General features: G+C 37.3%; 23 protein-coding genes and 1 pseudogene. 16 read left to right on the top strand and 8 right to left on the bottom strand.

Going from position 1 to position 25,806, the window contains the following annotated elements:
* Positions 1 to 156 precede the first annotated feature (156 nt).
* Complete coding sequence (locus tag ATS75_RS05530; RefSeq protein WP_058559431.1) at positions 157 to 1,374, top strand: hypothetical protein; 1,218 nt, start codon at positions 157 to 159, stop codon at positions 1,372 to 1,374.
* 136 nt (positions 1,375 to 1,510) lie between these two features.
* On the opposite strand, the gene ATS75_RS05525 is transcribed toward ATS75_RS05530, so the two are convergent.
* Complete coding sequence (locus ATS75_RS05525; RefSeq protein WP_058559430.1) at positions 1,511 to 2,386, bottom strand: DNA replication terminus site-binding protein; 876 nt, start codon at positions 2,384 to 2,386, stop codon at positions 1,511 to 1,513.
* A 1,314-nt stretch (positions 2,387 to 3,700) separates the two neighbouring features.
* Here ATS75_RS05525 and ATS75_RS05520 point away from each other — a divergent pair.
* On the top strand, positions 3,701 to 5,050 hold the full coding sequence (locus ATS75_RS05520) for a class II 3-deoxy-7-phosphoheptulonate synthase (protein ID WP_058559429.1): 1,350 nt from the start codon (positions 3,701 to 3,703) through the stop codon (positions 5,048 to 5,050).
* 62 nt (positions 5,051 to 5,112) lie between these two features.
* On the opposite strand, the gene ATS75_RS05515 is transcribed toward ATS75_RS05520, so the two are convergent.
* Positions 5,113 to 5,922 (bottom strand): pyruvate, water dikinase regulatory protein, encoded by an 810-nt coding sequence (locus tag ATS75_RS05515; RefSeq protein WP_058559428.1) that lies wholly within the window; start codon positions 5,920 to 5,922, stop codon positions 5,113 to 5,115.
* A 154-nt stretch (positions 5,923 to 6,076) separates the two neighbouring features.
* On the opposite strand from ATS75_RS05515, the gene ppsA reads away from it, so the two are divergent.
* Positions 6,077 to 8,455: a phosphoenolpyruvate synthase gene (gene ppsA / locus ATS75_RS05510; RefSeq protein ID WP_058559427.1), complete on the top strand. Its 2,379-nt coding sequence runs from the start codon at positions 6,077 to 6,079 to the stop codon at positions 8,453 to 8,455.
* Positions 8,456 to 8,513: 58 nt separating this feature from the next.
* Here the strand turns inward: ppsA and ATS75_RS05505 are convergent, their stop codons facing one another.
* Positions 8,514 to 8,723, bottom strand: a complete 210-nt coding sequence (locus ATS75_RS05505) for a PGPGW domain-containing protein (RefSeq protein ID WP_058559426.1) — start codon at positions 8,721 to 8,723, stop codon at positions 8,514 to 8,516.
* Between the two features lie 144 nt (positions 8,724 to 8,867).
* Here ATS75_RS05505 and ATS75_RS05500 point away from each other — a divergent pair, with 144 nt between their 5' ends.
* Positions 8,868 to 11,912 carry an FAD-binding and (Fe-S)-binding domain-containing protein gene (locus ATS75_RS05500; RefSeq protein ID WP_058559425.1) on the top strand — a complete coding sequence of 1,015 codons (3,045 nt, stop codon included), beginning with the start codon at positions 8,868 to 8,870 and terminating at the stop codon, positions 11,910 to 11,912.
* Between the two features lie 49 nt (positions 11,913 to 11,961).
* On the opposite strand, the gene ATS75_RS05495 is transcribed toward ATS75_RS05500, so the two are convergent.
* Positions 11,962 to 13,164 carry a cation:proton antiporter gene (locus tag ATS75_RS05495; RefSeq protein ID WP_058559424.1) on the bottom strand — a complete coding sequence of 401 codons (1,203 nt, stop codon included), beginning with the start codon at positions 13,162 to 13,164 and terminating at the stop codon, positions 11,962 to 11,964.
* On the bottom strand, positions 13,164 to 14,375 hold the full coding sequence (locus tag ATS75_RS05490; protein ID WP_058559423.1) for a tyrosine-type recombinase/integrase: 1,212 nt from the start codon (positions 14,373 to 14,375) through the stop codon (positions 13,164 to 13,166). Before ATS75_RS05490 ends, ATS75_RS05495 begins: the two co-directional genes overlap by 1 nt.
* Positions 14,376 to 14,509: 134 nt before the next feature.
* On the opposite strand from ATS75_RS05490, the gene ATS75_RS05485 reads away from it, so the two are divergent.
* Positions 14,510 to 15,073 carry a YSC84-related protein gene (locus tag ATS75_RS05485; RefSeq protein ID WP_058559422.1) on the top strand — a complete coding sequence of 188 codons (564 nt, stop codon included), beginning with the start codon at positions 14,510 to 14,512 and terminating at the stop codon, positions 15,071 to 15,073.
* A gap of 100 nt (positions 15,074 to 15,173) precedes the next feature.
* On the opposite strand, the gene ATS75_RS05480 is transcribed toward ATS75_RS05485, so the two are convergent.
* Positions 15,174 to 15,512, bottom strand: coding sequence for a DUF3693 domain-containing protein (locus ATS75_RS05480; protein WP_058559421.1), 339 nt, complete (start codon positions 15,510 to 15,512; stop codon positions 15,174 to 15,176).
* A 131-nt stretch (positions 15,513 to 15,643) separates the two neighbouring features.
* Between ATS75_RS05480 and ATS75_RS05475 the strand changes: the two genes are divergently transcribed.
* The 11 genes from ATS75_RS05475 to ATS75_RS05425 all read left to right on the top strand — a co-directional run bounded on the left by ATS75_RS05475 (position 15,644) and on the right by ATS75_RS05425 (position 23,045).
* Positions 15,644 to 15,859, top strand: a complete 216-nt coding sequence (locus ATS75_RS05475; RefSeq protein WP_058559420.1) for a hypothetical protein — start codon at positions 15,644 to 15,646, stop codon at positions 15,857 to 15,859.
* Positions 15,843 to 17,183, top strand: a complete 1,341-nt coding sequence (locus ATS75_RS05470) for a replication initiation factor domain-containing protein (RefSeq protein ID WP_058559419.1) — start codon at positions 15,843 to 15,845, stop codon at positions 17,181 to 17,183. The genes ATS75_RS05475 and ATS75_RS05470 overlap by 17 nt, the downstream gene beginning before the upstream one ends.
* Complete coding sequence (locus ATS75_RS05465) at positions 17,180 to 17,488, top strand: hypothetical protein (protein WP_058559418.1); 309 nt, start codon at positions 17,180 to 17,182, stop codon at positions 17,486 to 17,488. The genes ATS75_RS05470 and ATS75_RS05465 overlap by 4 nt, the downstream gene beginning before the upstream one ends.
* Before the next feature lie 2 nt (positions 17,489 to 17,490).
* Positions 17,491 to 17,733 (top strand): hypothetical protein, encoded by a 243-nt coding sequence (locus ATS75_RS05460; RefSeq protein ID WP_058559417.1) that lies wholly within the window; start codon positions 17,491 to 17,493, stop codon positions 17,731 to 17,733.
* An 18-nt stretch (positions 17,734 to 17,751) separates the two neighbouring features.
* Positions 17,752 to 17,976, top strand: coding sequence for a hypothetical protein (locus tag ATS75_RS05455; RefSeq protein ID WP_058559416.1), 225 nt, complete (start codon positions 17,752 to 17,754; stop codon positions 17,974 to 17,976).
* A gap of 122 nt (positions 17,977 to 18,098) precedes the next feature.
* Complete coding sequence (locus ATS75_RS05450; protein ID WP_058559415.1) at positions 18,099 to 19,535, top strand: hypothetical protein; 1,437 nt, start codon at positions 18,099 to 18,101, stop codon at positions 19,533 to 19,535.
* A gap of 1 nt (position 19,536) precedes the next feature.
* Entirely contained in the window at positions 19,537 to 19,944 is a 408-nt protein-coding gene (locus ATS75_RS05445) for a DUF2523 family protein (RefSeq protein ID WP_058559414.1), read from the top strand.
* A gap of 1 nt (position 19,945) precedes the next feature.
* A complete protein-coding gene (locus tag ATS75_RS05440) occupies positions 19,946 to 21,262 on the top strand; it encodes a zonular occludens toxin domain-containing protein (RefSeq protein WP_058559413.1) in 1,317 nt (438 codons plus the stop codon).
* 87 nt (positions 21,263 to 21,349) lie between these two features.
* Positions 21,350 to 21,535: a hypothetical protein gene (locus tag ATS75_RS05435; RefSeq protein ID WP_058559412.1), complete on the top strand. Its 186-nt coding sequence runs from the start codon at positions 21,350 to 21,352 to the stop codon at positions 21,533 to 21,535.
* Between the two features lie 352 nt (positions 21,536 to 21,887).
* The gene (locus ATS75_RS05430; RefSeq protein WP_058559411.1) at positions 21,888 to 22,298 is read left to right on the top strand and encodes a hypothetical protein; all 411 of its coding nucleotides are present in this window, start codon (positions 21,888 to 21,890) and stop codon (positions 22,296 to 22,298) included.
* Positions 22,299 to 22,532: 234 nt separating this feature from the next.
* Positions 22,533 to 23,045, top strand: a complete 513-nt coding sequence (locus ATS75_RS05425; protein WP_058559410.1) for a hypothetical protein — start codon at positions 22,533 to 22,535, stop codon at positions 23,043 to 23,045.
* Positions 23,046 to 23,179: 134 nt separating this feature from the next.
* On the opposite strand, the pseudogene ATS75_RS05420 reads toward ATS75_RS05425, so the two are convergent.
* Positions 23,180 to 24,227 (bottom strand): annotated as a pseudogene (locus ATS75_RS05420) (patatin-like phospholipase family protein).
* A 67-nt stretch (positions 24,228 to 24,294) separates the two neighbouring features.
* Positions 24,295 to 25,707 (bottom strand): alanine/glycine:cation symporter family protein, encoded by a 1,413-nt coding sequence (locus ATS75_RS05415; protein WP_058559409.1) that lies wholly within the window; start codon positions 25,705 to 25,707, stop codon positions 24,295 to 24,297.
* Positions 25,708 to 25,806: the final 99 nt, after the last annotated feature.

Genomic DNA, 25,806 nt, shown 5'->3' with positions numbered 1-25,806 from the left:
ATGATCTCAAACCAGTAAAATAAAACTAGCTTAGTAAAATAGTGATCTGAAAATTTATTTTAAACTCAGATCAAGTTTATACTAACTTAAACATTTAACTTTTAGCTTTATATGTGTTGTTATTAGCTGTCGCAATAAAATTTGGAAATAAGAACAATGAGCCGAAAGGTCAACATCTCGGTAGATAACTTACCCGATACATTACGGGGACAAATCCACGGGGTGGAAAGTGCAATCGATAATGAAAGTTTAGCTTTATTTACAGATAATAAAGATGTTCGTATTTCAATTGAAAATGCGGCCCACGGATTACGTGCTTATTCTAATACTTTTAATCATTATGATTTATGGGGACGATTTGTTCGTTCTGGCCATAAAAAATTGCCATTAGAAGAAGCACCGAAAAAAACCATTATTACTCGTAAGATATCTGAAAAAGTAGATGGCATTTTGTATGACGGTGAGATTAAAATAACTCCGGCAGTGGTAAGTTCTCGAAAAGATGGTGAAGATGTTGAGTATTTAGTTTGGCCATCTGATCGTGAAGAAAAAGTTGAACGTGCACTTATTCGTTTAGCCTCTAAAGGGAAGATAGTAAAAATCAATTTTAAGTCCGGTATTCAATACGCCGTCGTTTTTTCGATGAATGAATTGGCGCAAGAACTTAAAGCTGTTGGCCAGTCAATGCCATATCCACAAATCAAAGAAGCATTAGAAGCATTACAAGGTTCTAAACTATCATTTAAATATTCTGCAACAGATACAAAAAATACAGATATCGATGATTCATTTTACGAATCTAATATGAACTTTTTATCATCATTACATTTCAGTGGTAAAAAAGGGCAGGGCGGTAATGTTAAATGCGTGGCATGTTTAAACGCGTTTGTTCACAATATGATTGATAACCTTGAATATAAGGGATATTACTTTAATAGTGCGCAAGAGTTAAAACGCGGTTTGTCACGTTGGATGATGTTGCGTCTATATCATCTTTGGCGTTATGCAGCGCCAGGAAAAACTTACCATTTCAGATTGCTATCTATCATGGAAAAATATGGTTCTATCTACTCAACAGATGATATTACTGAAAATAAATTAAAAGCGTTGCGTCGCGATATGACGACTACGATGAAAGATTTAATCGAAAAAGGCGCAATTTCAGAATACAGTATTACTAATGTTAAAGGTGATAAAACTGGTAATATTATTGATTACACCTATGAGATGCATCCTTCTGATCAATTCTGCGATGAGATTCTTACGCTTAATAAACAAAATAAACGTATTGAGATTCAAGGCGGTAAGCGAATTGTTGAAAATGCAGTGTTGATAGATGAAGATAAAATAGAAGAAATAGTCGAAGATAATTAATTATAAAAGCCTTTAGTAAAACTAAAGGCTTTTTTGTATTAGCAAAGGGAATCACTTTTTTCAGTAAATACACTAGTTATATAAAATTAAAATAAAGCGCTATTTAACATAATGCAAAATGTGAAATAGCTATTGATCAATCCGTTACTTGCTCTAAATACAGCCTATCCACTAAAAAATCATACTCTTTTTTTCTTGGGTGACTTTGAGGTTTTATATAATTTGGCAAAGTGCCGAGTTTAACATCTGGTTCTGGGTTTATCAGAATAAAAGGCAACGCTGCACTAACATGATATCTATTTTGCGCAGTGTATCTTACATTTACCTGCGGACTTACTCTAGTTGGTCTGCGAATTCTCAGTTTTTCTTTATCCCCCAAACTTGCAACGCGAACTTGCTCTTGGGCAACAAGCGCTTGCCAACTATGTTGATCGATCATCCTTGGGTTAGAATAGCCAGCGGATTTTTCAAGCATTGCTAATGCCATTTTCTTTGTTAATGTTTTAGTTGCATGCTTGTGCATCCAAGTAAAGCGAACTGAGAAAGGGGACTGATGTTCAAAATGAACCTTTCTGTATGCCGCAAGTGTAATTAAGTTTGGAACTGCATTATGAACTGCTTCAAAACGAGCATTATTATTATCAATCGACAATATACACTCTTTAAAAGCCGCTTTTGCTTTATTTAGCTGTTGTATACGTGCAATAAGATTTTCTTTATTTGTATTTTTCAGTACTAACAATCCAGGATGACGTTTAAGTACACGAGAACTAAAGCCTGATTTTTTATATATATCAGTAAAAGAATTTAAAATTGACCTATGCGCAATTTCACCTGTTTGTTTGGTCACTTCAATAGTGTGTGGAACTATCTTTTCATCATTACTTTCCGTTTCGGGCAGCTGATAAAATTCAGCTTTTGAATATTCACATTCTTTCAAATCTTCTATAAATAAATCAGTTAGATCATTTAGCAAATCAAATTGACTGCGTATTTGTACTTTAGAGGCCATAAGAACACATCATACTAAATCGTTGCCTGTAGCATATCATTTTACAGAAATTTTACTATTCCCTGATTACTTTTTTTCCAATTGACTCCCGTGTTGAGATAATACTTGATTAAATTAAGTATGATGTGTTCTTTGTGTTTTATCTTTATTGTTTAGAAATTTTTAATATTAAATCACTAGCTGTAAAACTCAGTTACTATATGAAGTTTGAAAGGTGATTTTATTACTCTAAGCTTAGTAATGGTGCATGCTTGTAAAACCTTCATAAGATGCCGTTAAAGTCTTTTTCTAACCAAAAGAAGTGGATGCATATAGTAAGCCTTTAATGCACAAAAAACTTTCGTAAATCTTGTTGCTAAGGTTAATATATGTGGTAACAGTTAAGGGTATATTTTAAAGGCGTATATTGATAAAACGTACTTTTGATGCCGGTATTTCAATATCTTCCGAAGACTGAGGTAATGCAATTGTTCAACGCGGTAGCGCTATGTAATTTGTACGTAGGTAAAGAGTATAATCCGTACATACGATGAGCCGTGTCTGAAGCGCATTAATAACAGTTACAAAGTGAATGATTAAGTGTTAAATAAAATCGACAAACTAACACTGCGATATTCAATTTTATAGGGATATTCACAATCTAAAAATTCCAATTGAACTTAGGCAGTGCTTCGCCTGCTAACTCATAATAATATGCTTAATATGAGTTAGCTACTTATTAATGATGTAATTTTGGAAACACCTTTAAAAGAAAATCTTAACAAAACTCTAAAACATTGCCTTTGTGCATTCGTAAGTTTTATCACTGAACATTAGTTATTCATAGTAAATTACAATCTTAGATTACAGGAATGCAATGTATGTAAATTGATGTAATCCTAGGATGTTTTACTCATCACGTGATGGTTTAATAATTAATTCCCTTTTTCATTGTATAACCCTAATCAACTCCCTTAGCACAAGAATTAACACCTTTCCATTTTTTACTTAACTTGGTTAATATACACTGTAAAGTTGAGGTTACACTTACAGCGCTTAATGGTATGATGTGTTCTTTACTAGTAGTCTATACAGTCATCTTTATAACGAGAGTTGTAAATGGCCTATATTTATTCCTTAATACTTTTATATCAATAACTTAATAGTTTTGTTTTTGCTTTAAAATCGCAATACACATTTAAATTGGTGTACAAAACAGACTTTTAATTTATGTCATAACTAAATAATTGATAATACGCGAATATAGTCCTTGAACAGGGGGGCTGCATACGTTAATTTCTTTGTATCAGGTAATAGTAGGAATGAGGAAATATTATGCAGTCGTGGAATCCAAATAGCTGGAGGGAACACCCTATCGTCCAGCAACCACAGTACCCAAACCAAGATGCGCTTAAAACTGTAGAAAGTCAGTTAAAGAGTGCGCCACCATTAGTCTTTGCAGAAGAAACGCGTAGTTTATTTAAGCAACTTGAAGATGTGTGCGAAGGAAAGGCGTTTTTACTTCAAGGCGGTGATTGTGCAGAATCGTTTAGTGACTTTAATGCTGCTAATATTCGCGATACGTTTAAAACACTACTTCAAATGGCCGTTGTGCTTACCTATGGCGGAAAATGCCCTGTAGTTAAAATAGCAAGGATGGCAGGTCAATATGCAAAACCTCGCTCTGCAGACTTAGAGACAATCGATGGTGTCTCTCTTCCTTCATATCGTGGCGACATAATAAATAACTTTGAATTTACAGAAGAAGCTCGTATTCCCGATCCTCAACGTTTAATGACTGCTTACCACCATAGTGCAGCAACATTAAATTTATTAAGAGCATTCGCGCAAGGTGGACTAGCAGATTTACATCAGGTCAATCGCTGGAACATGGGCTTTGTCGCTGCGAACCCACTTAGAGAAAAATACCAGCAATTAGCAGACCGAATTCAAGATGCACTTGAGTTTATGGAAGTATGTGGAATCAACTCTTCTATTGCGCCTAGTTTAAAAGAAACGTCTTTGTATACTTCACATGAAGCATTACTTCTTGGTTACGAAGAGGCATTAACACGTCGAGACCATTTGTCAGGTGATTGGTATGACTGCTCAGCTCATTTTGTATGGATTGGTGAACGCACACGCCAGTTAGATCATGCCCATATTGAATTCTTTAAAGGAATTAAAAACCCAATAGGTGTAAAAGTTGGTCCTGGAATGGAACCTGATGACCTTATACGTTTGATCGATGCGTTAAACCCGGACAACATACCAGGGCGTTTAACATTAATTACACGCATGGGCGCAGATATATTACCCGAAAAACTCCCTGCACTTGTTCGTAGAGTTCAACAAGAAGGCCGTAAGGTTATTTGGAGCTCAGACCCAATGCACGGTAATACCGAGAAGGCAACTTCAGGGTATAAAACCAGAAGCTTTGATAATATTTTACGTGAAATCAGCCAGTTTTTTGCGGTTCATAAATCAGAGGGTTCTTACGCTGGCGGTGTACACCTTGAAATGACGGGGCAACATGTGACTGAATGTACTGGCGGTGCTTATGGTTTATCTGATGATGACTTAGCGCAACGTTACCGTACACAATGCGACCCTCGTTTAAATGCTGACCAAGTATTAGAACTCGGATTTTTAGTCGCTGATTTGTTAAAAGATGCTCGAAAATAAAATGAGTTTGTATTAAAAAAAGCCACTATAGAGTGGCTTTTTTTATATTATTTTTTCTAAAGTTAGTACTTACGTCTCTCAAGATTAGTATCTGAAATGATTTTTGCAGATATTTCTTCAACAGAATGATTTGTAGAATTCAAATAAGATAGTTTGAATTTTTTATACAACATTTCAACTTCGCAAACTTCGATACGACATTGTTTTAGTGACGCATATTTTGAGTTAGCCATTCGTCTTTGCCTAATGTCAGCAAGCCTTACGGGGTCAATTGTTAAGCCAAAAAGTTTATGTTTGTAAGGCAATAAACACTCAGGCAGTTTACCGCTTTCTAAATCGTCCTCGGTAAGTGGGTAGTTCGCTGCTTTTATCCCGTATTGTAAAGCGAGATATAAACTAGTCGGTGTTTTACCACTTCGGCTAACGCCAACCAATATGATATCAGCCTCAGCGTAGTTTTTAATATTAGCACCATCATCATTAGTTAATGAGTAATTAACAGCATCGATTCGAAAATCGTAACTTTTTTCATGCATTGAGTGCGTTCTATGGATTTTTGGCACTGGTGCAACTTCCAATTCTTCTTGTATTTTTTCGCTATAGGTAGATAGGAAATCGTAACACACAGCGCAAGATGAGCTAATAATTCCACTTAGTTCATGATTAACAAAGGTATAAAAAACAAAAGGCTGTTCACCATCACGCTGCGCCGTCCTGTTTATGAGTTCTTTTACTTCACGGGCTTTAGCCTCTGTTTCAACAAATGGAATAGTTTTGTGATTAAATTCGACCGGGAATAGCGACAATGTCGCATGGCCAAATACCTCAGATGTGATGGCAGTGCCATCAGAAATATAAAATGCAGTTCTCATATTAACCTTTTTATTACCTATTCACGTAAATTGGGGCTCCATACGGTTTACGTATGGACTGTTGCCAGTGTAGAATGAAGGTGACCTTTTTAGAAGGTTTTCTTTCTTAACTCTCACAGTTAATACTACAATTTGTTTTTTGGAGAAAGATCCCGTGCAAGAATACGTTCTCTGGTATCAAGAGCTTGGTATGCAAGATGTTCCACGTGTTGGTGGTAAAAATGCCTCACTTGGTGAAATGATTTCAAACCTAGCAAACGCTGGTGTTCAAGTCCCAGGTGGCTTCGCAACAACTGCCGATGCATTTAATGAGTTTTTAGAGCAATCAGGACTCAATGCAAAAATTCATGACATCCTAGACACACTCGATGTAGATGATGTAAATACACTCGCAAAAGTTGGTGCTGATATCCGTCAATGGATAATCGACACACCATTCCAGCCTAATTTAGACCAAGCAATCCGCGAAGCATACAGCCAATTACATGGTGATGCAGCAGCCGACGTTTCATTTGCAGTGCGTTCATCTGCAACTGCCGAAGATATGCCAGACGCCTCTTTTGCAGGCCAGCAAGAAACTTTCCTAAATGTTCGTGGTATTGACTCAGTTATGGTCGCCATTAAGCATGTTTTTGCTTCATTATTTAATGACCGCGCAATTTCATACCGTGTTCACCAAGGCTATGATCATCGAGGCGTTGCGTTATCTGCTGGTATTCAACGCATGGTTCGTTCTGATAAATCATCGTCAGGCGTAATGTTTAGTATTGATACTGAGTCTGGTTTTGAAGATGTGGTCTTTGTAACTTCAAGCTACGGCTTAGGTGAAATGGTTGTACAGGGCGCTGTCAATCCAGACGAATTCTATGTGCACAAACCAACGCTTGCAAAAGGTAAACCTTCTGTAGTGCGTCGTAACATTGGTTCTAAAGCAATTCAAATGATTTATTCAGCCGATGAAGCGCATGGTAAACAAGTTGAGATTGTAGATGTAGATTCTGTTTTATCAAATAAATTCTCAATTACCGATGCTGAAGTTGAAGAGTTAGCGAAGCAAGCTGTTATTATCGAAAAACACTACGGCCGCGCGATGGACATCGAGTGGGCTAAAGACGGTAACGACGGCAAACTATATATTGTACAAGCACGCCCAGAAACTGTTCGTTCTAACGAAGATGCAAACGTAATGGAGCGCTTTCAATTAAACGGCACGAGCAACGTTGTTGTTGAAGGTCGCGCTATTGGTCACAAAATTGGTTCTGGTACTGTTCGCGTACTTAATTCAATAAACGAAATGGACCAAGTACAGGTTGGCGATATCTTAGTTACTGATATGACAGACCCTGATTGGGAACCTATCATGAAACGTGCTGCAGCGATTGTTACTAATCGTGGTGGTCGTACATGCCATGCTGCGATTATTGCGCGTGAACTTGGTATTCCAGCTGTTGTCGGTTGTGGTAATGCAACTGACTTAATTAAAGCCGGTCAAGAAGTAACGGTTTCATGCGCTGAAGGTGATACTGGCTTTATCTATGAAGGTATTTTGGATTTTGAGATTCTCACATCACGTGTAGATAAAATGCCAGAATTACCAATGAAAATCATGATGAATGTGGGTAATCCTGACCGTGCATTTGATTTTGCACGCCTACCACACGCAGGTGTTGGTTTGGCCCGTGTAGAGTTTATTATTAATCGCATGATTGGCGTTCATCCTAAAGCACTATTAAACTTTGATGCTCAAACTGATGCATTAAAAGACGAAATCACTGATATGATTGCTGGCTATGATTCGCCAGTAGAGTTTTATATTTCGAAGTTAGTTGAAGGTATTTCTACACTAGGTTGTGCATTTGCACCTGAGCGCGTAATCGTTCGTATGTCTGATTTTAAATCAAACGAATATGCTAACTTAGTCGGTGGTCAGCAATACGAACCGGAAGAAGAAAATCCAATGATCGGTTTCCGTGGAGCTGCTCGCTACATTTCGGAAGATTTCCGTGACTGTTTTGCACTCGAATGTGAAGCTATAAAACGTGTTCGTAATCAGATGGATATGACCAACATTGAGATCATGATACCATTTGTACGTACACTTGAAGAGGGTAAACGTGTCATTGAACTACTTGAAGAGCATGGCCTTAAACGTGGCGAAAATGGCTTAAAAGTAATCATGATGTGTGAGCTTCCTTCAAATGCTTTATTAGCTGAAGAGTTTTTAGAATACTTTGATGGCTTTTCAATCGGTTCAAATGACTTAACACAGTTAACACTAGGTCTTGACCGTGATTCTGGTTTGATTGCTCATTTATTTGATGAACGTAATCCAGCCATTAAAAAGCTATTATCAATGGCTATTCAAACAGCAAAAGCAAAAGGCAAGTATGTAGGTATTTGTGGCCAAGGCCCTTCAGATCATGAAGACTTTGCAGCTTGGTTAGTAGAGCAGGGCATAGACTCTGTTTCACTTAACCCGGATACAGTACTTGAAACTTGGTTATACCTTGCTAAAAAATTAGAAAGTAAATAATTACTTACTATTAAAAATGCCAGCGTTTACGCTGGCATTTTTATTCATAGTATTTACATTATTTAGCAAATTTTTTGTCTAAAAAAGCGCAAGACTTAGATAACGCCTTTTGACATAAGCCCAAGTAATGACGGGCTTTAGGGTAGTAAAACGAAAAACAAAATAACCCAGCAATAAAAAATATCAAAGAAGGACCTGGCACAACCGCAAAAATTAGTCCCAAAATCATAAAGAGACTACCAATAATTATTAAAAAACACTTTTTCATCGTAACCTCCAAATTATCATTATAACCAGTATAATAAAACACTATCCAAATACGATAAAAAGAGTGTTACAAACTGTAAAATCTTCAACTTATTTTGAATGTTAGCATGATATAATTAAACAAATGTCTTAATTTATCACCGTCATGATAGCAACTATAAGTCAACAAGATGCCGCGACTGATTTAGTCGCAACTTACCTAAAAACAATAACTAAGCAAGGATTCACTGGTGATACGGATGCCAGTTATGCTTCGCGTTTAACGGCCGCTACCGATAACAGTATCTACCAACAAATACCGCAAGGTATTATTTTTCCAAAAACTGAAAAAGATATTCAAATAGCGCTACAAACCGCATCACATGATCCCTATTTATCGTTAACTTTTGGTCCGCGCGGTGGTGGTACAGGCACAAACGGGCAGTCATTAACGCCTGGAATTGTTATCGATTTATCACGTTATATGCGTGAGATATTAGAAATAAATGCCGAAGAAGGTTGGGTACGCGTGCAAACCGGTGTTATTAAAGATCAGTTAAATGACTTTTTACGACCTTATGGTTTCTTTTTTGCACCAGACTTATCAACAAGTAATCGAGCAACAATTGGCGGCATGGTTAATACAGATGCTTCAGGCCAAGGCTCACTTGTATACGGTAAAACCGGCGATCATGTTTTAGGGTTAACAACGTATTTAGTTGATGGTACTAAAATGTCGACCACGCCTATTGATATTGATAAAGCTCAACTGATTGCTGAGCAAGACACTGTTATTGGTAATTTATACTCAACGGTACTTGATGTAGCTTTAAATAATCGCGACGCAATATTAGATAAGTTTCCTCGCCTTAATCGATTTTTAACTGGCTATGACCTAGAACATGTCCTAAGTGATGACTTACTTACATTTGACATGAGCCGTTTAATAACAGGTTCAGAAGGCTCTCTTGGCATAGTTACTGAAGCTAAATTAAACATTACACCTATTGCTGAATTTAAAACGCTAATCAATATAAAATACGATAGTTTTGATTCAGCACTTCGCCATTCACCTTTTTTAGTTGATGCGCGCGCTACATCAGTTGAAACTGTAGATAGCAAAGTACTTAACTTAGCCCGTCAAGATATTGTATGGCATTCAGTATCGGACTTAATAACCGATGTTGAAAATAAAGATATGCAAGGGCTCAACATGGTTGAGTTTAATGCCGTTTCACCTGAAGATATCAAAGATAAAGTAGACACCTTGTGTCGTTTATTGGATGAATGTGTTCAACATCAAAAAAATGGTGTTATTGGATACCAACTGACCAGTGATAAATCCGATATTTTAAAAATTTACGGCATGCGTAAAAAGTCAGTTGGCTTGCTTGGTAATGTTAAAGGTTCGCAAAAACCATTAGCCTTTGCTGAAGATACAGCGGTACCACCAGAGAACTTAGCTGATTTTATCGTTGAGTTTAGGGCTTTGCTTGATAGCCATAATTTACAATATGGTATGTTTGGCCATGTTGATGCTGGGGTTCTACACGTTAGACCCGCACTTGATATGTGTGATCCAGAGCAAGAAAAACTTTTACGTGTGATCTCCGATGAGGTCGTAAAACTTACAGCTAAATACGGTGGCCTAATGTGGGGAGAGCATGGTAAAGGCTATCGGAGTGAATACGGCCCCGAGTTTTTTGGCGAACACTTATTTAATCAATTGCGTATTATAAAGTCTGCTTTTGACCCACGAAACAGAATAAACCCCGGTAAAATATGCACTCCCATAGAAAGTGAAGACTCACTTGTAAGTGTTGATGGTCAAAAAAGATCTTGGTTTGATAAGCAAATCTCTATTGACGTTAAAACCAGTTTTAACAATGCAATGACCTGTAACGGTAACGGTATTTGCTTTAATTATGATCAAAACTCACCAATGTGCCCTTCATATAAAGTAACGGGTGATCGCCGTTACTCACCAAAAGGCCGTGCGGGTCTTATGCGTGAATGGTTACGTTTGCAAGAATCTAAAAATATTGATTTACTTGAAGTCGAAAAGCAGCTTAACCAAGGAGAAGTTATTACTTGGTGGGAACGCTATCAACACAGCCGAGATAAAAGCAAAGGTGTGTATGACTTTTCTCATGAAGTAAAAGAGTCAATGGATGAATGCCTAGCCTGTAAAGCATGTACAACAGCTTGCCCGATAAAGGTAGATGTGCCCACTTTTAGATCGCGTTTTTTAAATTATTATCATAGTTATTACGCCCGTCCATTAAAAGATTATTTGGTTGGAAATATTGAAAATAGCGCACCAGTTATGGCTAAGTTTTCAAGTGTAATAAATCCGATTGTGAATACTAAAATTGTATCAAAGTTAATTGAAAAAACTGTCGGGTATGTTGATACACCCACTTTAAGCTCACCTCGTTTAGACAAACGGATTAACAAAGAACATAGATTTAATTTTGATAAATTATCAACGCTTAGTGCAGAACAACAAAATGAGTATGTATTAATTGTACAAGATCCATTCACGAGTTTTTACGAAGCTGAGCTAGTCGAAAGCTTTATAAAAGTGATTACTGCGCTTGGTAAAAAACCTATTTTGTTACCGTTTAAACCTAATGGAAAACCGCAACACGTTAAAGGTTTTTTAAATGAGTTTAAAACAACCGCAAAAAATGCAGCGCAATTTTTAAATTCACTTTCAGAAATTAATGCGCCTCTTGTCGGTTTAGATGCCTCATTAGTAATGTGTTACCGAGATGAGTATAACTCTATTTTGGGAGATGATAGAGGTGACTTTGAGGTAGCACTGGATCATGAATGGCTGGCTAAAGAATCATTCAAACCATTTGCTGATCAAATAAAAAATGAAACTAGTTTCACACTGTTAAGTCATTGTACTGAAACAACGGCAATGCCAAGTGCAGCAACTGTATGGCAAACCATTTTTTCTGATCTAGGTTTGAAATTAAATACAACCGCAACGGGTTGTTGCGGAATGGCCGGCACGTATGGTCACGAAGTACAAAATCAAGAAAACTCACGTGCTCTATATAATATGAGTTGGCAGGGTGTTGTAAATAAACATAAGCCGGAGCAATTACTGGCAACTGGTTTTTCATGTCGTAGTCAGGTAAAGCGCTACGAAAAATTTAAACCCAAGCACCCCATTGAGTTACTTGCCAAAATACTTTAAATATTATTAATTTTAAAAGGCGATAAGGTTTACTTATCGCCTTTTAATTTTATTTATTAGAATAGCTGTCAGCAATTGGTTTAGTGCTCATACCATGAATAAACACACTCAATAAAATAGTTGTCATCGCAATAGTAGCAACCTGAAACTTATTTTCAATTTGTGTATCAATCACCATCATCGTAAAAACGATCGACGCTAAACCTCGCGGGCCAAACCAAGCAAAAGTAAACCGCTCTTTTATTTTTAACTTGGTAAATTGTAAACTTAGCATCACCGGTATAATTCGTAAAATGGTTACACTCAACATTGCAAAAAGAGCAACTTGCCAATTTAAATTTGGAAAAACTAGATAACTACACACAAAACCAAATAAGCACCAAATTAGCAAACCGATGAAGTCCGCAATATGTTCGCTGTCTTCAACAAGCTTTTCTCTTAGGCCTACCTCTGTAAATCTATCAAAAATTAAACCCGCCACAAATACAGCAATAAACCCGCTACTGTGAACACTTTGCGCAATTGAAAAAATTGTTATTACCATACCTATAACTAAAAACGGACTGGTATTATTTGAAAAATAATGACGTTGCATCGCAAACTTTATCATAGGTATAAAAACGCCCATGGCAGTTATAGCAATAATTATTGCTATACCAAGTTCACGCGCAAAAACTTCTGCCACCGATGAAATTGAAATCGATGTTGTAGGCTCTTGCGCCAGCAACATTAAAAGTAAAAAAACTGGAACACATAAACCATCATTTAAACCACTTTCAGTATTTATCCCTTCACGTATTTTTTCTGGTACATGCTTACTATTTAGAATGCCTTTGCTTAATGCCGCATCTGTGGGGGTTAAAATAATTGCAACCAACGCTGCTTGCACTAATGTTAGCTCTGTAAACATAAAGCTCGCAACCGCAATTCCTGAAAACAATGTGAGCGGCAATGCTAAAAATAATAATAGGCTAGGGTATTGAAAACTATGCTTTAAAACCGAAAGTTTAGTTTTTGCCGCATCAGTAAATAAAAATATGCTCAAGGTTAATTCTATTAAGGGTAATAGCTTATTAAGATCAGCACTAAAGTATTTTGCATCTCCAGAAGTGTCAGGGATAAAAAAAGCAATCAGCATCCCTATTAAAACAAAAAACATCGGGCCGGTTACTTCAACTACTTCCAGCTGTCTGATAGAAATTGAATAGACCAAAAAAGCTAAGCCAACACTTGCTAATACAAAGTACTCCATCAAATTTTCCTTTTTATTCCAGATTTCGCGCGCTCTTTTATATTCGTTTGAATATATATTTGATCTGTCGTCGCTATTTTCGCATGACCCAAATCTTCAGATAAATGTTTTAACGGTCTCGTTTGTGCATCATGGGTAGCGCCAGTATGACGTAACCAATGTGCAGTTGCCGATTCTAATTGTTCTGCATCATCCGTAAAACCATCGTCTAATAACGATTGCTTTGCAATATCAAAACTTTGTTGAACGAGTCTTCTAATTTGGCGAACAGTCATGCCACCTTGACCGCGAATTTTATGAACTAGTGGATCTGATTCATCAACACGGGGCAGGGCAGTTAACCCTCTGTATAACCTATATCGTTTTAAGTATTCTATAAAATCTTCACTTAAAGTAACGTCTCTCAATTTATTACCTTTGCCCATTATTCGCAAAAACCAAAAGCCGTCGTTATCTTGCCAAAAGTGTGACATTACCGGTGACCACTGTGGGCGCTCTGATAATTCTGAAATACGTAGATATAAACCTTTTAAACAGGCCAAAGTAAAAAGATTTCTTTCAAAGTCAGGTTGTTGTTCACATTTATCGCGGGTAACACCAAAAACATATTCCCATTGTATATCACTTAATGTGTCTGGTATTTTAATCTGCGATTGAACAACCAAATATGGACTATTCTTTTTAACAACAGGAACAAAGTTCGCAAATGTTTTTTCTTCTAAAATTGCAAATTTATAAAATACGTTCAGTGCAGTAAACATAGCCGCTAATGTTTGTTGGCTCGCAATTGATTCCTTGCGCATAAAAGGGCGCCAATTTTCATTCAGTCTCCGTATTCCTTGCTCATCTTTATAACGCCATTGTACTGAGGTAGTTGCCCAGGCTGAATCGGGTTCAACCATAAAATCCACATAACCTTCAATATCTTCACGCTTTAATTCGAAAACTGACTTTTCTGCCACAAGCCAAGACCATAAATAAAATCGTTCAAGCTCATTACGAAACCGATTATAAGTAGCTTCAGATTTTCGGCCGTATACATATAAAAATTGATATAAAAATACCAGATCATCTTTTGATTCAGCCACAGTCAAGCCAATCTTCTGTATAAAGGAGTTAAGTTCTGGGTATTCTGATTGCAGCGTATTATCTTCGAGATGAGCAATTTGATATCGTAATTGTTTTAATGTATCGACCAAAGCAACAAGCATATTGAGCTAATTTCTATTAAAATAAATTAGTTACAGTTTAATATTTAAGTCCGATACTGTCTAGTATTGGACATTAAACAAATGCAAACTGCTGTTTAGTTTTGCTATTGTCCGGTGGTGCTCAAGGAAAGCATATGAAAAATTTAATTGTTTTAAGTTTAATTACACTAACTTTAGTTTTGTCTGGGTGTGCCACAACGGGTAGCGCTTCGCCAAATGAAAAACGTAATTTAGTACAAAACATGCGTGCAGATACGTTAGCTAAATTATATACACAAAAGCCTGATGTGAAACAGCAAATTGCAGGTTCTGCTGGTTATGCTGTATTTGATAACGCCAATGTAAATGTTGTACTTGCCAGTTTTGGTGGTGGTTACGGTGTGGTAAAAAATAACCTTACTGGAAAGTCTACTTACATGAATATGGGGGAAGCCGGTTTAGGGCTTGGTTTAGGTGTTAAAGACTTTAATGTTGTTATGGTTTTTCATAATCAAGACGCAATTAATCGCTTTATTGAAAATGGCTGGGCCTTTGGTGGGAATGCAGATGCAGCCGCAAAATACCAAAATCAAGGGGAAGCTATATCTGCTGAAGCCATTGCAGATCAAGTTACAGTGTATTCTTTAACCGAAAATGGCCTTGCATTACAAGCTGTATTAAAAGGCACTAAATTTTGGGTAGATTCTGAGCTAAATTAAGCCTTTAAAACCCTTCTAAAAGTGGGCTAGTTCGTGTAATTGCGCCCACTTTAATTTAACACACCCTATTTAACATAACGTAATTTATGGGCTATCGCTATTACGCAAATGCGTCCTCAGTTGGAGCGTTTGCTAGGCCTGCAACTAGTGTTAGCGCTACACATGCTGCACTAATCTTTTTTACAATATCAGACCAAATTTTGCCTTCTTCCTTAGATTTTGATTTTTCAATAGCAAGCTTCAATAAAGCCTCTTTTTGATCCATACCAATAGTATTAGCCATAAAAATGCATTGGTTCGCCGTTAAATGACGCGTACCCTTTTTGATTTGAGACATATTCCCTGAGTTAAATTCTTCAAAGTCAGAAATAACTTGTTTGTCCTGACTGTAACCCATGAAATTTTTATATTTTTCAATTAGTTCGTAACTAAAGTTCATAGCATTTCTCCTCGCTAAGTTAATTATAACTGTCAATCTTGATAAATAAAAAGTTGACAACTGTCAATGATGATAGCTAGACTTCAAAACATTCAAGAATGACAGTTAGTCATTATAACAAGGATTCTAAGTTGAAATTCTACCTTCAATACATTTCAGGCATCGAAGAATACGCACTAGGTTTCAATAAAATTGAACACCCGCTTATGTATTCTTCACGCGCAGAGGCAATGGCATTTTGCATTGATTACTGTGGCCGTGAATCGTTTGAAATTATTGATGTAGATGACAATAATTGGCAAGAATTGTTTGATTCTGGAGCATTTGACTATGAACCAGAACGCTAAAAACCCTATCCAAAACCTAACGAAAATCGATTATTTAACGGTTGTTTTTTGTCCTGATGAAGTTGCTCGCTTACGTTTTGACGCAAAATTAGCCTTTGGAAATGGCGATTTTAACTCTTACAAAGAGGCTTATAACGCCATGTTATGCGCTGAAATGTTCGACCAAAATGCAACCGATGACCTCGAAATTGACGTAACTGAAACCGTTAATTTTAGCTCTGATTACTACTACGATGAGCTGTTTGAAAACAATAAACGCTATAAAAATTACAGTTCAATCAAACAGATACCGAATGAAGAACGTACACACTTTCTTAAAAATGTAGTAAGAAAAACAAAGCGTTATAAAACACTAACCTCATTAATTGAAGGTGATATTTCACATTTCATGCACTTAATGAACACCGAAGTTGCAACTAAAGCTGACCGCTTAACAAGCGATACCTTGAGCTGGTCATACCGTAATAACACAGGCGGTATGTTCACTTATGAAAAGTCTGCAACGCTTTACCGTCACGATGTAAATTCAGGTGTGATTGCTTGGGGTGCTAACAATGGCGGTGTCATGGTTTCATTTTCTGGTACTGGTTGCGCTGGCTTAGATATTCCTAAATTACATACCATGTTAAAGAAAATGCCTAACGTAAAAATCACCCGTTTAGATATTGCTTACGATGATTACGAAGGCAATAGAACCGTGTTTGATTACTTCCAAAATTTAGAAGAAGGCGGCTTTTGTAAAACCAACCAAGCGCCCTCTTTCTCTTTTATTCAGACGGGTGAACTACAAAAATTAACTGCTGAACAACAGGCCGAATGGAAGAAAAAGCACGGTTGGCAAAAACGTTATGACTGCATAGCCAATGGCGGAAATACTCTTTATGTAGGGAGTCGCAAAAATGGAAAAATGGCGCGAATGTATGAAAAAGGAAAGCAAATGCAAAGTGAATCTCAGCCTAATTGGGTTCGTGCTGAGCTTGAGCTTAGGAGTATTGACCGTGTTATCTCCTTGGATGCACTTCTCAATACCGATGCCGTTTTTGCTGCTGCCTATCCCGCTTTTGATTTTATTACTGCTGAACGTCTTGAAATCAGAACTACGAGTAGAGAAAGAAAACACAACGGTGCGCTTGTGGCCGAGAGACTAGAACGCTACTGCATTCAGTCTTATAGCAAGTTTGTAAATTACCTTCATCACATACAAGAACTTACAAGTGATGAAATTATTAATCGTTTAACCAAAGGCCTAAATCCTTGGGATATACCCGACTCTATTAATCAGGCCTGTATTACCCCACCCAACCAAATGGAGTTAACAACATGAAAGTAATTTTATTATCTGCGGCTATGGGCCGCGGCGTATCGAGTAAATCAGGTGCAGCTAAACCCTACTCTTTTTCGTCTATCTCTTACTTAGTAGCTGAGCAAGATTACATTCAAGGCGACCACAATATTCAAAAATGTGGCTTCGAACCTAAGAGCGTCGAAATGCTTGAAGACCAAACGCTTTACAACAAATTCAAAGCAATTACCGCTGAGCATGGCATTTGTGAAGTTGATTTAACACTTCAACCAGATGCGCGAAACATGTCTCGAAACATCGTTTCCGATGTTCAATTGGTGAAATAGCAATGGCTCAATGTGTCGCTATCCAACCAGACCAAACACTAAAAGCCGTTACAGGTGTTTGTGATTTTGTGATGGTGACACAAGCTGAATTTCAACAGCTTCAACAACAAAATTTAGTAAACGTTCTTAATGAATTGTTTGCTTTTGACCTAGCCACTTTCGGCTTAATTAACACGGCGGCGTTAGTCGCTTTTGTAACTGCTCATGGTATTGGTCGTGTCGTCCGTACTATGGGTAAAACTTAACCCTACAGGGAAATACACATGAATAACGTAAAAAATATCTTAGCTTCAAAACGCGCTAAAGCTGGCCTTTTAATTACTTCTGCTCTTGGTTCTGCTTCTGCATTTGCTGCTGACCATACTGCGGCAATTGATGCGGCTGGTGCTGATGCAACAACTAACTATACCGCCGTAGTAACAATTTTAATTACAGTGGCGGCTGTAGGTTTTTGTATTGGTATGATTTTATCAAAAATGCGTAACTAAGATGGTTACTTCAATTGGTCTTGCGTCATTTCTGGTCTGGTGCTTCGTTGAAGGATTTTCCAGTGGCGTAAGAACCAGTTAACAACGGCGGGTAAAACCGCCCTTTCCTCAAAGGCGCTTACATGCGATTACTAATATTTTTATTGGCGCTTAGTAGCGCTTTTTTTGTTCCATACTCTAAAGCAATTCATAATCCTGATACTTTAGTAGAACCAGAGTCTACACCTTCATATACATTTGAATGCACAGTAGATAACAACTATAAACCGATTATAACTTCTCAATTTAATAGTGTTGGTGCTTGTCAGGAATATTGGCTTCCCCTTGTTATAGCTTACGCGGATAGAAAAGTTTCTGATGGCTTTTGGTCAACTTATTCCAATATAAGTTTTGATACTCCTAACAAATGGTCATTAGACTATGTAAATTGTAGATATGGGGATTGCGATACCTTTGGTGTTGAATCTGGAATCAAAACCAGCAACGGTCAATATAATGGTCGTTTAATATCAACTGACTGGAAACATGAGTGTCCACCTACAAATTTTCCAAAACATAAAATAGGTGTTCCTAAAATTCCTCAACCTACAGAGCCAAGCTCACCACCCATGTTTTGTGGTGAACCATTAGATGATGATGGTGAAGAACCAGAACCCGACCCTGATGATAATTGTCCTGCACCAACAGATAATGACCCCTTTATATTTGGTACGGGTGGTGGTAGTCGTGAAGTTTGTTTTAATAACCCTGATGGTACTCAATGTAAAATAAAGACTGGTGATGACGGCGGTTATTACATGCCCGTTTCATATGGCTCTCAAGAACCAGCTACTTGTGCAATTGAACCAGAAGACCCCGTTGATCCAGAACCTGAACCTGATGACCCAACTGACCCTGAACCAGAAGACCCGACAGACCCAAACCCAACGCCTGACCCAGAAGACAGGCCTGACCCAGAAGACACAGATAATACGGACAAAACCGAGGTGTTAGAAGCGATGAACCAAGTGAACGATAACTTAGATGCTATTAATAATAATATGCTCGATGGTATCGAATCACATGAACAACGACTCGATAGAATGGCCGAAGAAACTCAAACATCCAATGAATTATTGGCAGCAATAAAAGATGAAATCGGTAACGGCAATAACACCTTAAAGAGATTGAAAAGCGGGCAAGATAAAGGGAATTCTCTACTAGAAGACATCAAGAAAAATACAAAAAAGGATAAATTTGATGTTAAAACAACGAGGAAAAACCCCGATAAAGGCCTGAATGGTATATTCACCGATGCTGATTTAGCAGAAGTTACACAAGAAATTGACGATAAAAAAATCGAACTTAAAGACTATTTTGACCAAATAGAAAGTGAAACAAAGGCTCTTTTTGACATTAACCCCGCGCTTGGTGGTGGTTATGAAGAACGAATGGTCACCATAAAAGGTGTTGAAGTTGACATGGGGCTTGGTCGTTTATCGGAGTTTTTTCAAATGATTGCTGCTGCCATTTTACTCGTTGCTTCCTTAACTGCTCTCTACATATTACTAGGGCCATAATATGAAATTTAAAACGCTATTCCTTATTTTCTTATTCATACCTATGCTCGCTATCGCAGCGGATGAACCGACAGGGCTTGCTAATTTCGCCCAAAAAGTAGGAGATTATTTCACTGATATTTGGTCTTTCCTTGATGATGATGTACCAAGTTTCTTTGAACGAGCGTTGGCTTATATTGTAGAAAAGTGGACTCTTATGCGAATTGCTGCGGAACTCGAAGCGATTAAACTCGCTTGGTCAGTTGCAAAAACCATTCTGGAAAACTTTCAAATTGCCTCAAAAGTTACCTCTGCTTCAAATGCTTTACCACAAGATGTAAAAGCAGCACTTGTTGATATGCGCTTTTTTGATGGTGTTAATATCATTATTCAAGCATTAGTCGCTCGTTATGTTTTGAGGTTTATATAATATGGCTTCATCAATTTTTCATGGTGCGCCAGGTTCTTTCAAATCTGCCAGCGCTACATGGTTCGAAGTGTTACCAGCCCTCAGAAAAGGCCGCTTAGTTGTTACCAATATCGAGGGTATTTTACCGCTTGAAGAAATTGAAACCGAGCTTCAAGAAACCTTTCCAGAGTCAGCCCAGCTTTGGCGCTTATCATCACAAAACGAAGAAGGCCAACAACTATGGCGTAATTGGTATCACTGGATGCCAACAGGCGCATTAGTTTTAATTGATGAAGTGCAAGACGTTTACCCAACTGAAGCAACGTTTAAACCCGAAAGCTGTAACTATAAACACATCGATAATTACAAAGATTTGATACCCGTTCACTGGTACGAATACCACTATGAACAACTTGAAAAGTTTAAACCTGAGAACTTAACAAGTGGTGATACTGATGATTTAGGAAGGGAGTTATTTAACGAACATGGCCACATTATTTACCCCAAAACACTCAAAGAGTGTTACATGCGACACCGAAAATACAATTGGGATATTATCGTCTGTACCCCAGATATTACCTCAGTCCACAAATACATTAGAAACGTCAGCCAATACGCCTATTCTCACAAATACTTTGATGGACTCGCATCAATCCCTTACTACAACAGAAGACCGCGAATCTTCGAGCACAACCCAAAACTTGACGGTAAAACCCCAAACAAATCGAGTACTATCGTCTGGAAGAAAATCCCAATCGAAGTACACAAGTGCTACAAGTCAACGGCTACCGGAGGTATTACAAAAGGACAGGGTAAAAATCTCTTACACAATCCTGTTTTTGCCCTTCCAATTACTTTGGTCTTTTTGTGCATACTGTATTGGATATGGTATTTCACCAGTCATGAAAGCGCTATGGAAAGTGTCGAAGAAACCACTAAAGTGGGTATGGTCGATACTCAAAAAAATAGTAGTCCTAATCCTGATAATGCTGCTTTTCAGGTTCTTAATGGTCAACCTATTTCTGTAGGTTTACCCTATGGCGCGACTGATATTTTTGTTACTGGGGTTCAAGAAGTAAAGCGGCCAGACCGAACGCATCGTGAATTTATCTTTGAATTTATAACAGATAAATATGGTAATTTTAGTATCGACTCTTACGAACTGGCGAGCATGGGCTTTAGTATCCAGTATTTTAGTCCTTGTAATGTCATTATTAGGCAGTCAAAAACCGACTTTGCGTATCGCGCTTTTTGTAGCCCAAACCCATATTCCCAACCATCACCACAAAATTCTGATGATTCAAATGAAAATACATTCGCTTTCACATCATCAATTTAGATTTATAACAAGCCGCCAAGCGAAGCCTGAGCGTAGCGGCTTGTTTAATCTATATACATTTATCTAATACCCGTCACTGGTGACACTATGACTAGAAATCAAAAGTACGAAAAGAAACAAAGAGATAGAGGGTTAAAGAAAGTTACCCTTTGGATACCAGATGATTCAGAAGTTGAAATTAAACAGATGATAGATTTCTTAATCGATAACCCTGACCATATTCCCTTTATGGCTCGAAGTGTTAAAACTGGTCGTATGAAAAAGGCTATTTAGTGGTACGTAACTTATTACGTACTTTTGATTCTGGTACGTAATAATTAATACAATTATCACGTACCAGTGACTAGCCGAGTGTACGAACCTATTACTTATGGCTTTAGCCATGTAGACCGAACACAGATATAAATTTAGCATTGTTGCTAGTCGGTCGTTACCAAGCGCAGCGCAAACCATTTACTTAGTTTCACATAGCCCGCGCTTGCGCCCTTGATAAACAATTACGGAAATTCAGATAATGACGAAGCCGAGATTAACACCCCTCCCCCCGTATACTAATAGGGGGGGAGCGAAAATTAACACCTATGCCAAGTTCGCATTGTGATTTTTAATAAAGGAGTAAATCACAATGGGAAACTTTAAATTGCAGTTTGTGTCATTATTCGGCTATGACTATGCAAAAGGAGCTAAAGAACTAGGTGTTAGTGAACGTCAGGTAAGGCGGTACGTAAAAGCAAATAAAGCATCTAAACCAATAGAGAAGTTGATCTCAATAATGCATCGCGGTTACTTACCTCCAACTGGCCCATGGGCAGATTGTAGAATTTCCTATCATGACAATGTTATGTCTACGCCTTGGGGAAAAGTTAAACCATCTGATGTTCAACTCGTACACCGTTATAAGTGGTCAGCAAAGGAACATGAATCCATGTATAAAACACTTAAAGAGCAAAATAAGACACATGATGTATATTTATCTGACCTACAAAGCCAACTTTTAGATATAATTGGTGAAATATCTCAAAGAACAGGGAGTTAATATGAACGAAGAAGGTATTAATATAATTTTATTTATATTAGGCTCAATTGCTATTTTTATAGCAATTATTTTTTATAACAGTCGTCCCGATTTACATAACTGTTATTCATGCGGGAAATATTTAACAGTTAATGCTCACAGGTATTGGTATAAAGTGAATGGTAAAAATGTACCATATTGTGCAAAATGCAACCGGAAGAGTAGATAACAACTTCATAATATAGGAAGTTAATAATGGAAGTAGAAATTACTAAAGAACTTATCAAAGCTATCCCTGTAGCTGCATTATTTGGTTCAATTTTCACCTTTATAGGTGTTGTTTACACTAATTCTCAGAATAAAGAACGAATGGAACAACAGCACAAGTTTCAAATGGAAGAAAAGAGAAAAGAAATTTATTTGCAGAAAGCAGAAGAACTTTATGACAACTTAGAAGTTTGGAATTCAGAAGCTTTTAAAACATATCATGCAATGCTCGAGAAAACCTCCTTGAATGTGCCAAATGCAAGTATATCTATTAATAATAAAATTAAAACATTAACTGGATTATACTTTCCTCAATTGGAAGAAAGTGTAAATTCAATTTTTAATTCGTATTTTAGCTTTGTTTCATATTATGAAATGCTTTTCAGAAATAATGTTAATGTTGTTTTTGAAGATGATGAAATTCATGTTTTACGCTCAAGAGTTAATGCAATTTCAAGAGATATACACCTTTTAAAAGTACAACTAAGAAACGAAATATAGATTACACGCTGCCAAACTGTCACAACTGACAGCAACATTAAACTATTAATAAAAAAGGGCTTTTCGCCCTTTTCTTTAATATTACGTACCGTAATTTATGGGCTGTTAATAAGTTGTAAATCTAATCTTCTGTACTATTCAATTAATCGTATTTTTTTATTGTTAACGTTCAGATTTCTATCAAATGCGTCGCCTAGTTTTTCGGTTTCGCTGAATACTGTGCGCCAGTATTTAATTCGAGTATCGGCATCGAGATCGGTAAAGTCGGTTCTGTCTGGGATTTTTCCATAAGGTAATCCCGCGACAAATTCTTGCGATGGTGAAATCATGACTACGTTATCGTAATTTTCAGGGGCGACATTACGTTTTAAAGTTTTATCGAACCACCCTGCTTTTGGCGTTGAGTTAAAGTGTGGATATAAAATTAAACCTGGGTTATTTATCTTTAAGTCAAAGTGGTAATCAATGATTCCGCCGTCGCGGTACATACCAGGTGGTGAGCCGGCGATATTTTTTATGCCTTGCATTACAAGAGGTATTGAACCCGATGCTAATAATGCATCTTTTAAATTATCAGCGGTTAAATCTAATTGTGTGGTTTTAAATTTATAACTATCTTTAATAGTTAAATCACTGTTTGGTGCTTGATATATAAAACGCTCCATATTGCTTGGTTAAAAATCGGCGATGTACGCGATTACTCAAATAACTTTTGGTTAAGCCCAATAACTGTAATGCTTTTTGCTCACTTGCTACTAAGCCATTTGATTTTGCTACAATAAAATGTGATTTAAACACAGGGTTATTGATTATTTCAGTAACGCCGTTATCACCAAAAACCTCTTCAAGTAAGGCGCGAGCTTTTTGAGTTATTTCTTTTGGGGTTGGTTTATTGGTTGAGTAACGAGTTTCACTGTACGATTTTGCTAACCGAGTTATGGCCGCTACTGGATCGTTTTGTGAAAAACAGGCTGCACGAAAAGCACCGGCAGATGAACCAATTAAGTTTAATTGCTGTGTTCTACCTTTAAAAAATTCACCAAATAGGTATTTATCTAAACCAAATAAAGTAAACCATTTTGGCCCACCGCTTGCGCCTAAAAATGATCTAAATAGCTCAGGTTTTAAGCCTTGTTCGTTTATTATTCTTGCAGCCGTTTTGCCTGCATGTATCTCAATCATTCAATATCTTAGTTTTTTTTAGCGTTTAAAGTGCATAGTTATGCAAATTAAAACTTATTATTATGGATTAATGCCAAATGCCTTTTTCTGTTTTACCCTGAATTTTAACCTTATCTGCGTTAAATTCTGGCTCTGCGTTTTGCGACCTTTGTTTATTATAATCAGCAGTTACAGCTAATATTGTTGGCGTTAATATTATAATAGCAATTACATTAACGACAGTCATTAAGCCAAGTGCTACATCAGCTAATGACCATACTTCTTTTAATGTAGCCGATGCGCCCCACATCATCATTGATAAATACAACAAAGTATAAATACCGCGCCCGAGTTTGTTATCGAGTTTAAATAAATGCAGGTTACTTTCAGCATAGGCGTAGTTTGCAACAACCGAGGTAAAGGCAAATAAAGTAATGGCTGCAGCAACAAAATACACGCCGCCTTGCGCTAAATGCGCGGTCATGGCTTCTTGCGTTAGGCGTATACCTTCCATTTCTCCGCTAATATTTATATCAGCTAGTAATATGATCACCGCAGTACAACTACACAACACTATGGTGTCGAAAAATACCCCTAACATTTGAATATAACCTTGGGTAACGGGGTGGTTTGGAATTGGTGTTGCACTTGCTGATGCATGGGGCACACTACCCGCGCCCGCTTCGTTTGAATAAAGCCCACGTTGTATGCCGTTTTTAATGGCTGCGCCCATAGCTCCTGCACCCGCTTCTTGTAATCCAAATGCTGATAAAAAGATATCTTTGAGCATTGCAGGTACTTCGCTGATATTTATAACGGTTATGATCACTGCGGCTAATACAAACACAATGCCCATGATGGGCACAACGCGCTCTGCAAAACGGGCAATTGCTTTAAAGCCGCCGAGTATAATTGACCCCGCAAGAATAGTAATAACAATGCCAGAATAAAAGGTTGGAATTTCAAACGCGTAATTTAATGCATCGGTTATGGTGTTTGTTTGCATTGCGCTAAAGGTAAAGCCATAACCTAAGAATAAACACAGAGCAAAGGCGATTGCGAGTGTTTTGCTGCCAATACCTTGTTGAATATAATAGGCTGGCCCGCCTCTAAATTCGCCGTTACTATCACGTACTTTGTACACTTGCCCTAATACGCTTTCGGCAAAGCCGGTGGCCATCCCTAAAATGGCAATCATCCACATCCAAAAAATTGCACCACTGCCGCCAAGTGAGATAGCAACGGCAACTCCAGCTAAGTTACCGGTTCCTACACGAGCACTTAAGCCAGTACAAAGTGCCTGAAATGAACTAATATCATCTTCATCTTTATTGCACTTAGTGCTACCGCGCAATAATGAGAACATGTGCTTAAATTTTAAGATTTGAATAAGCTTTAAACGCACTGAAAACCAGATACCCGTAAACAACAAGATGTAAATGAGTATTTGCCCTTCACCCCACAAAAAATTATTTATGGTGCCTACTATCAAATCGAACATACTTTGCCTTTATTATTTTTATGAAACAAAAAGAGAATATAAATTCTTTATTTAAGAATATTTAACTACATTCACTTTATCTTTATTTAGAAAATACAC

The organism is Pseudoalteromonas sp. H105, assembly GCF_001469215.1.
Taxonomy (GTDB): domain Bacteria; phylum Pseudomonadota; class Gammaproteobacteria; order Enterobacterales; family Alteromonadaceae; genus Pseudoalteromonas.
Note: the sequence above shows the minus strand (reverse complement) of the source record. Positions and strands in the feature narration are given on the sequence as shown.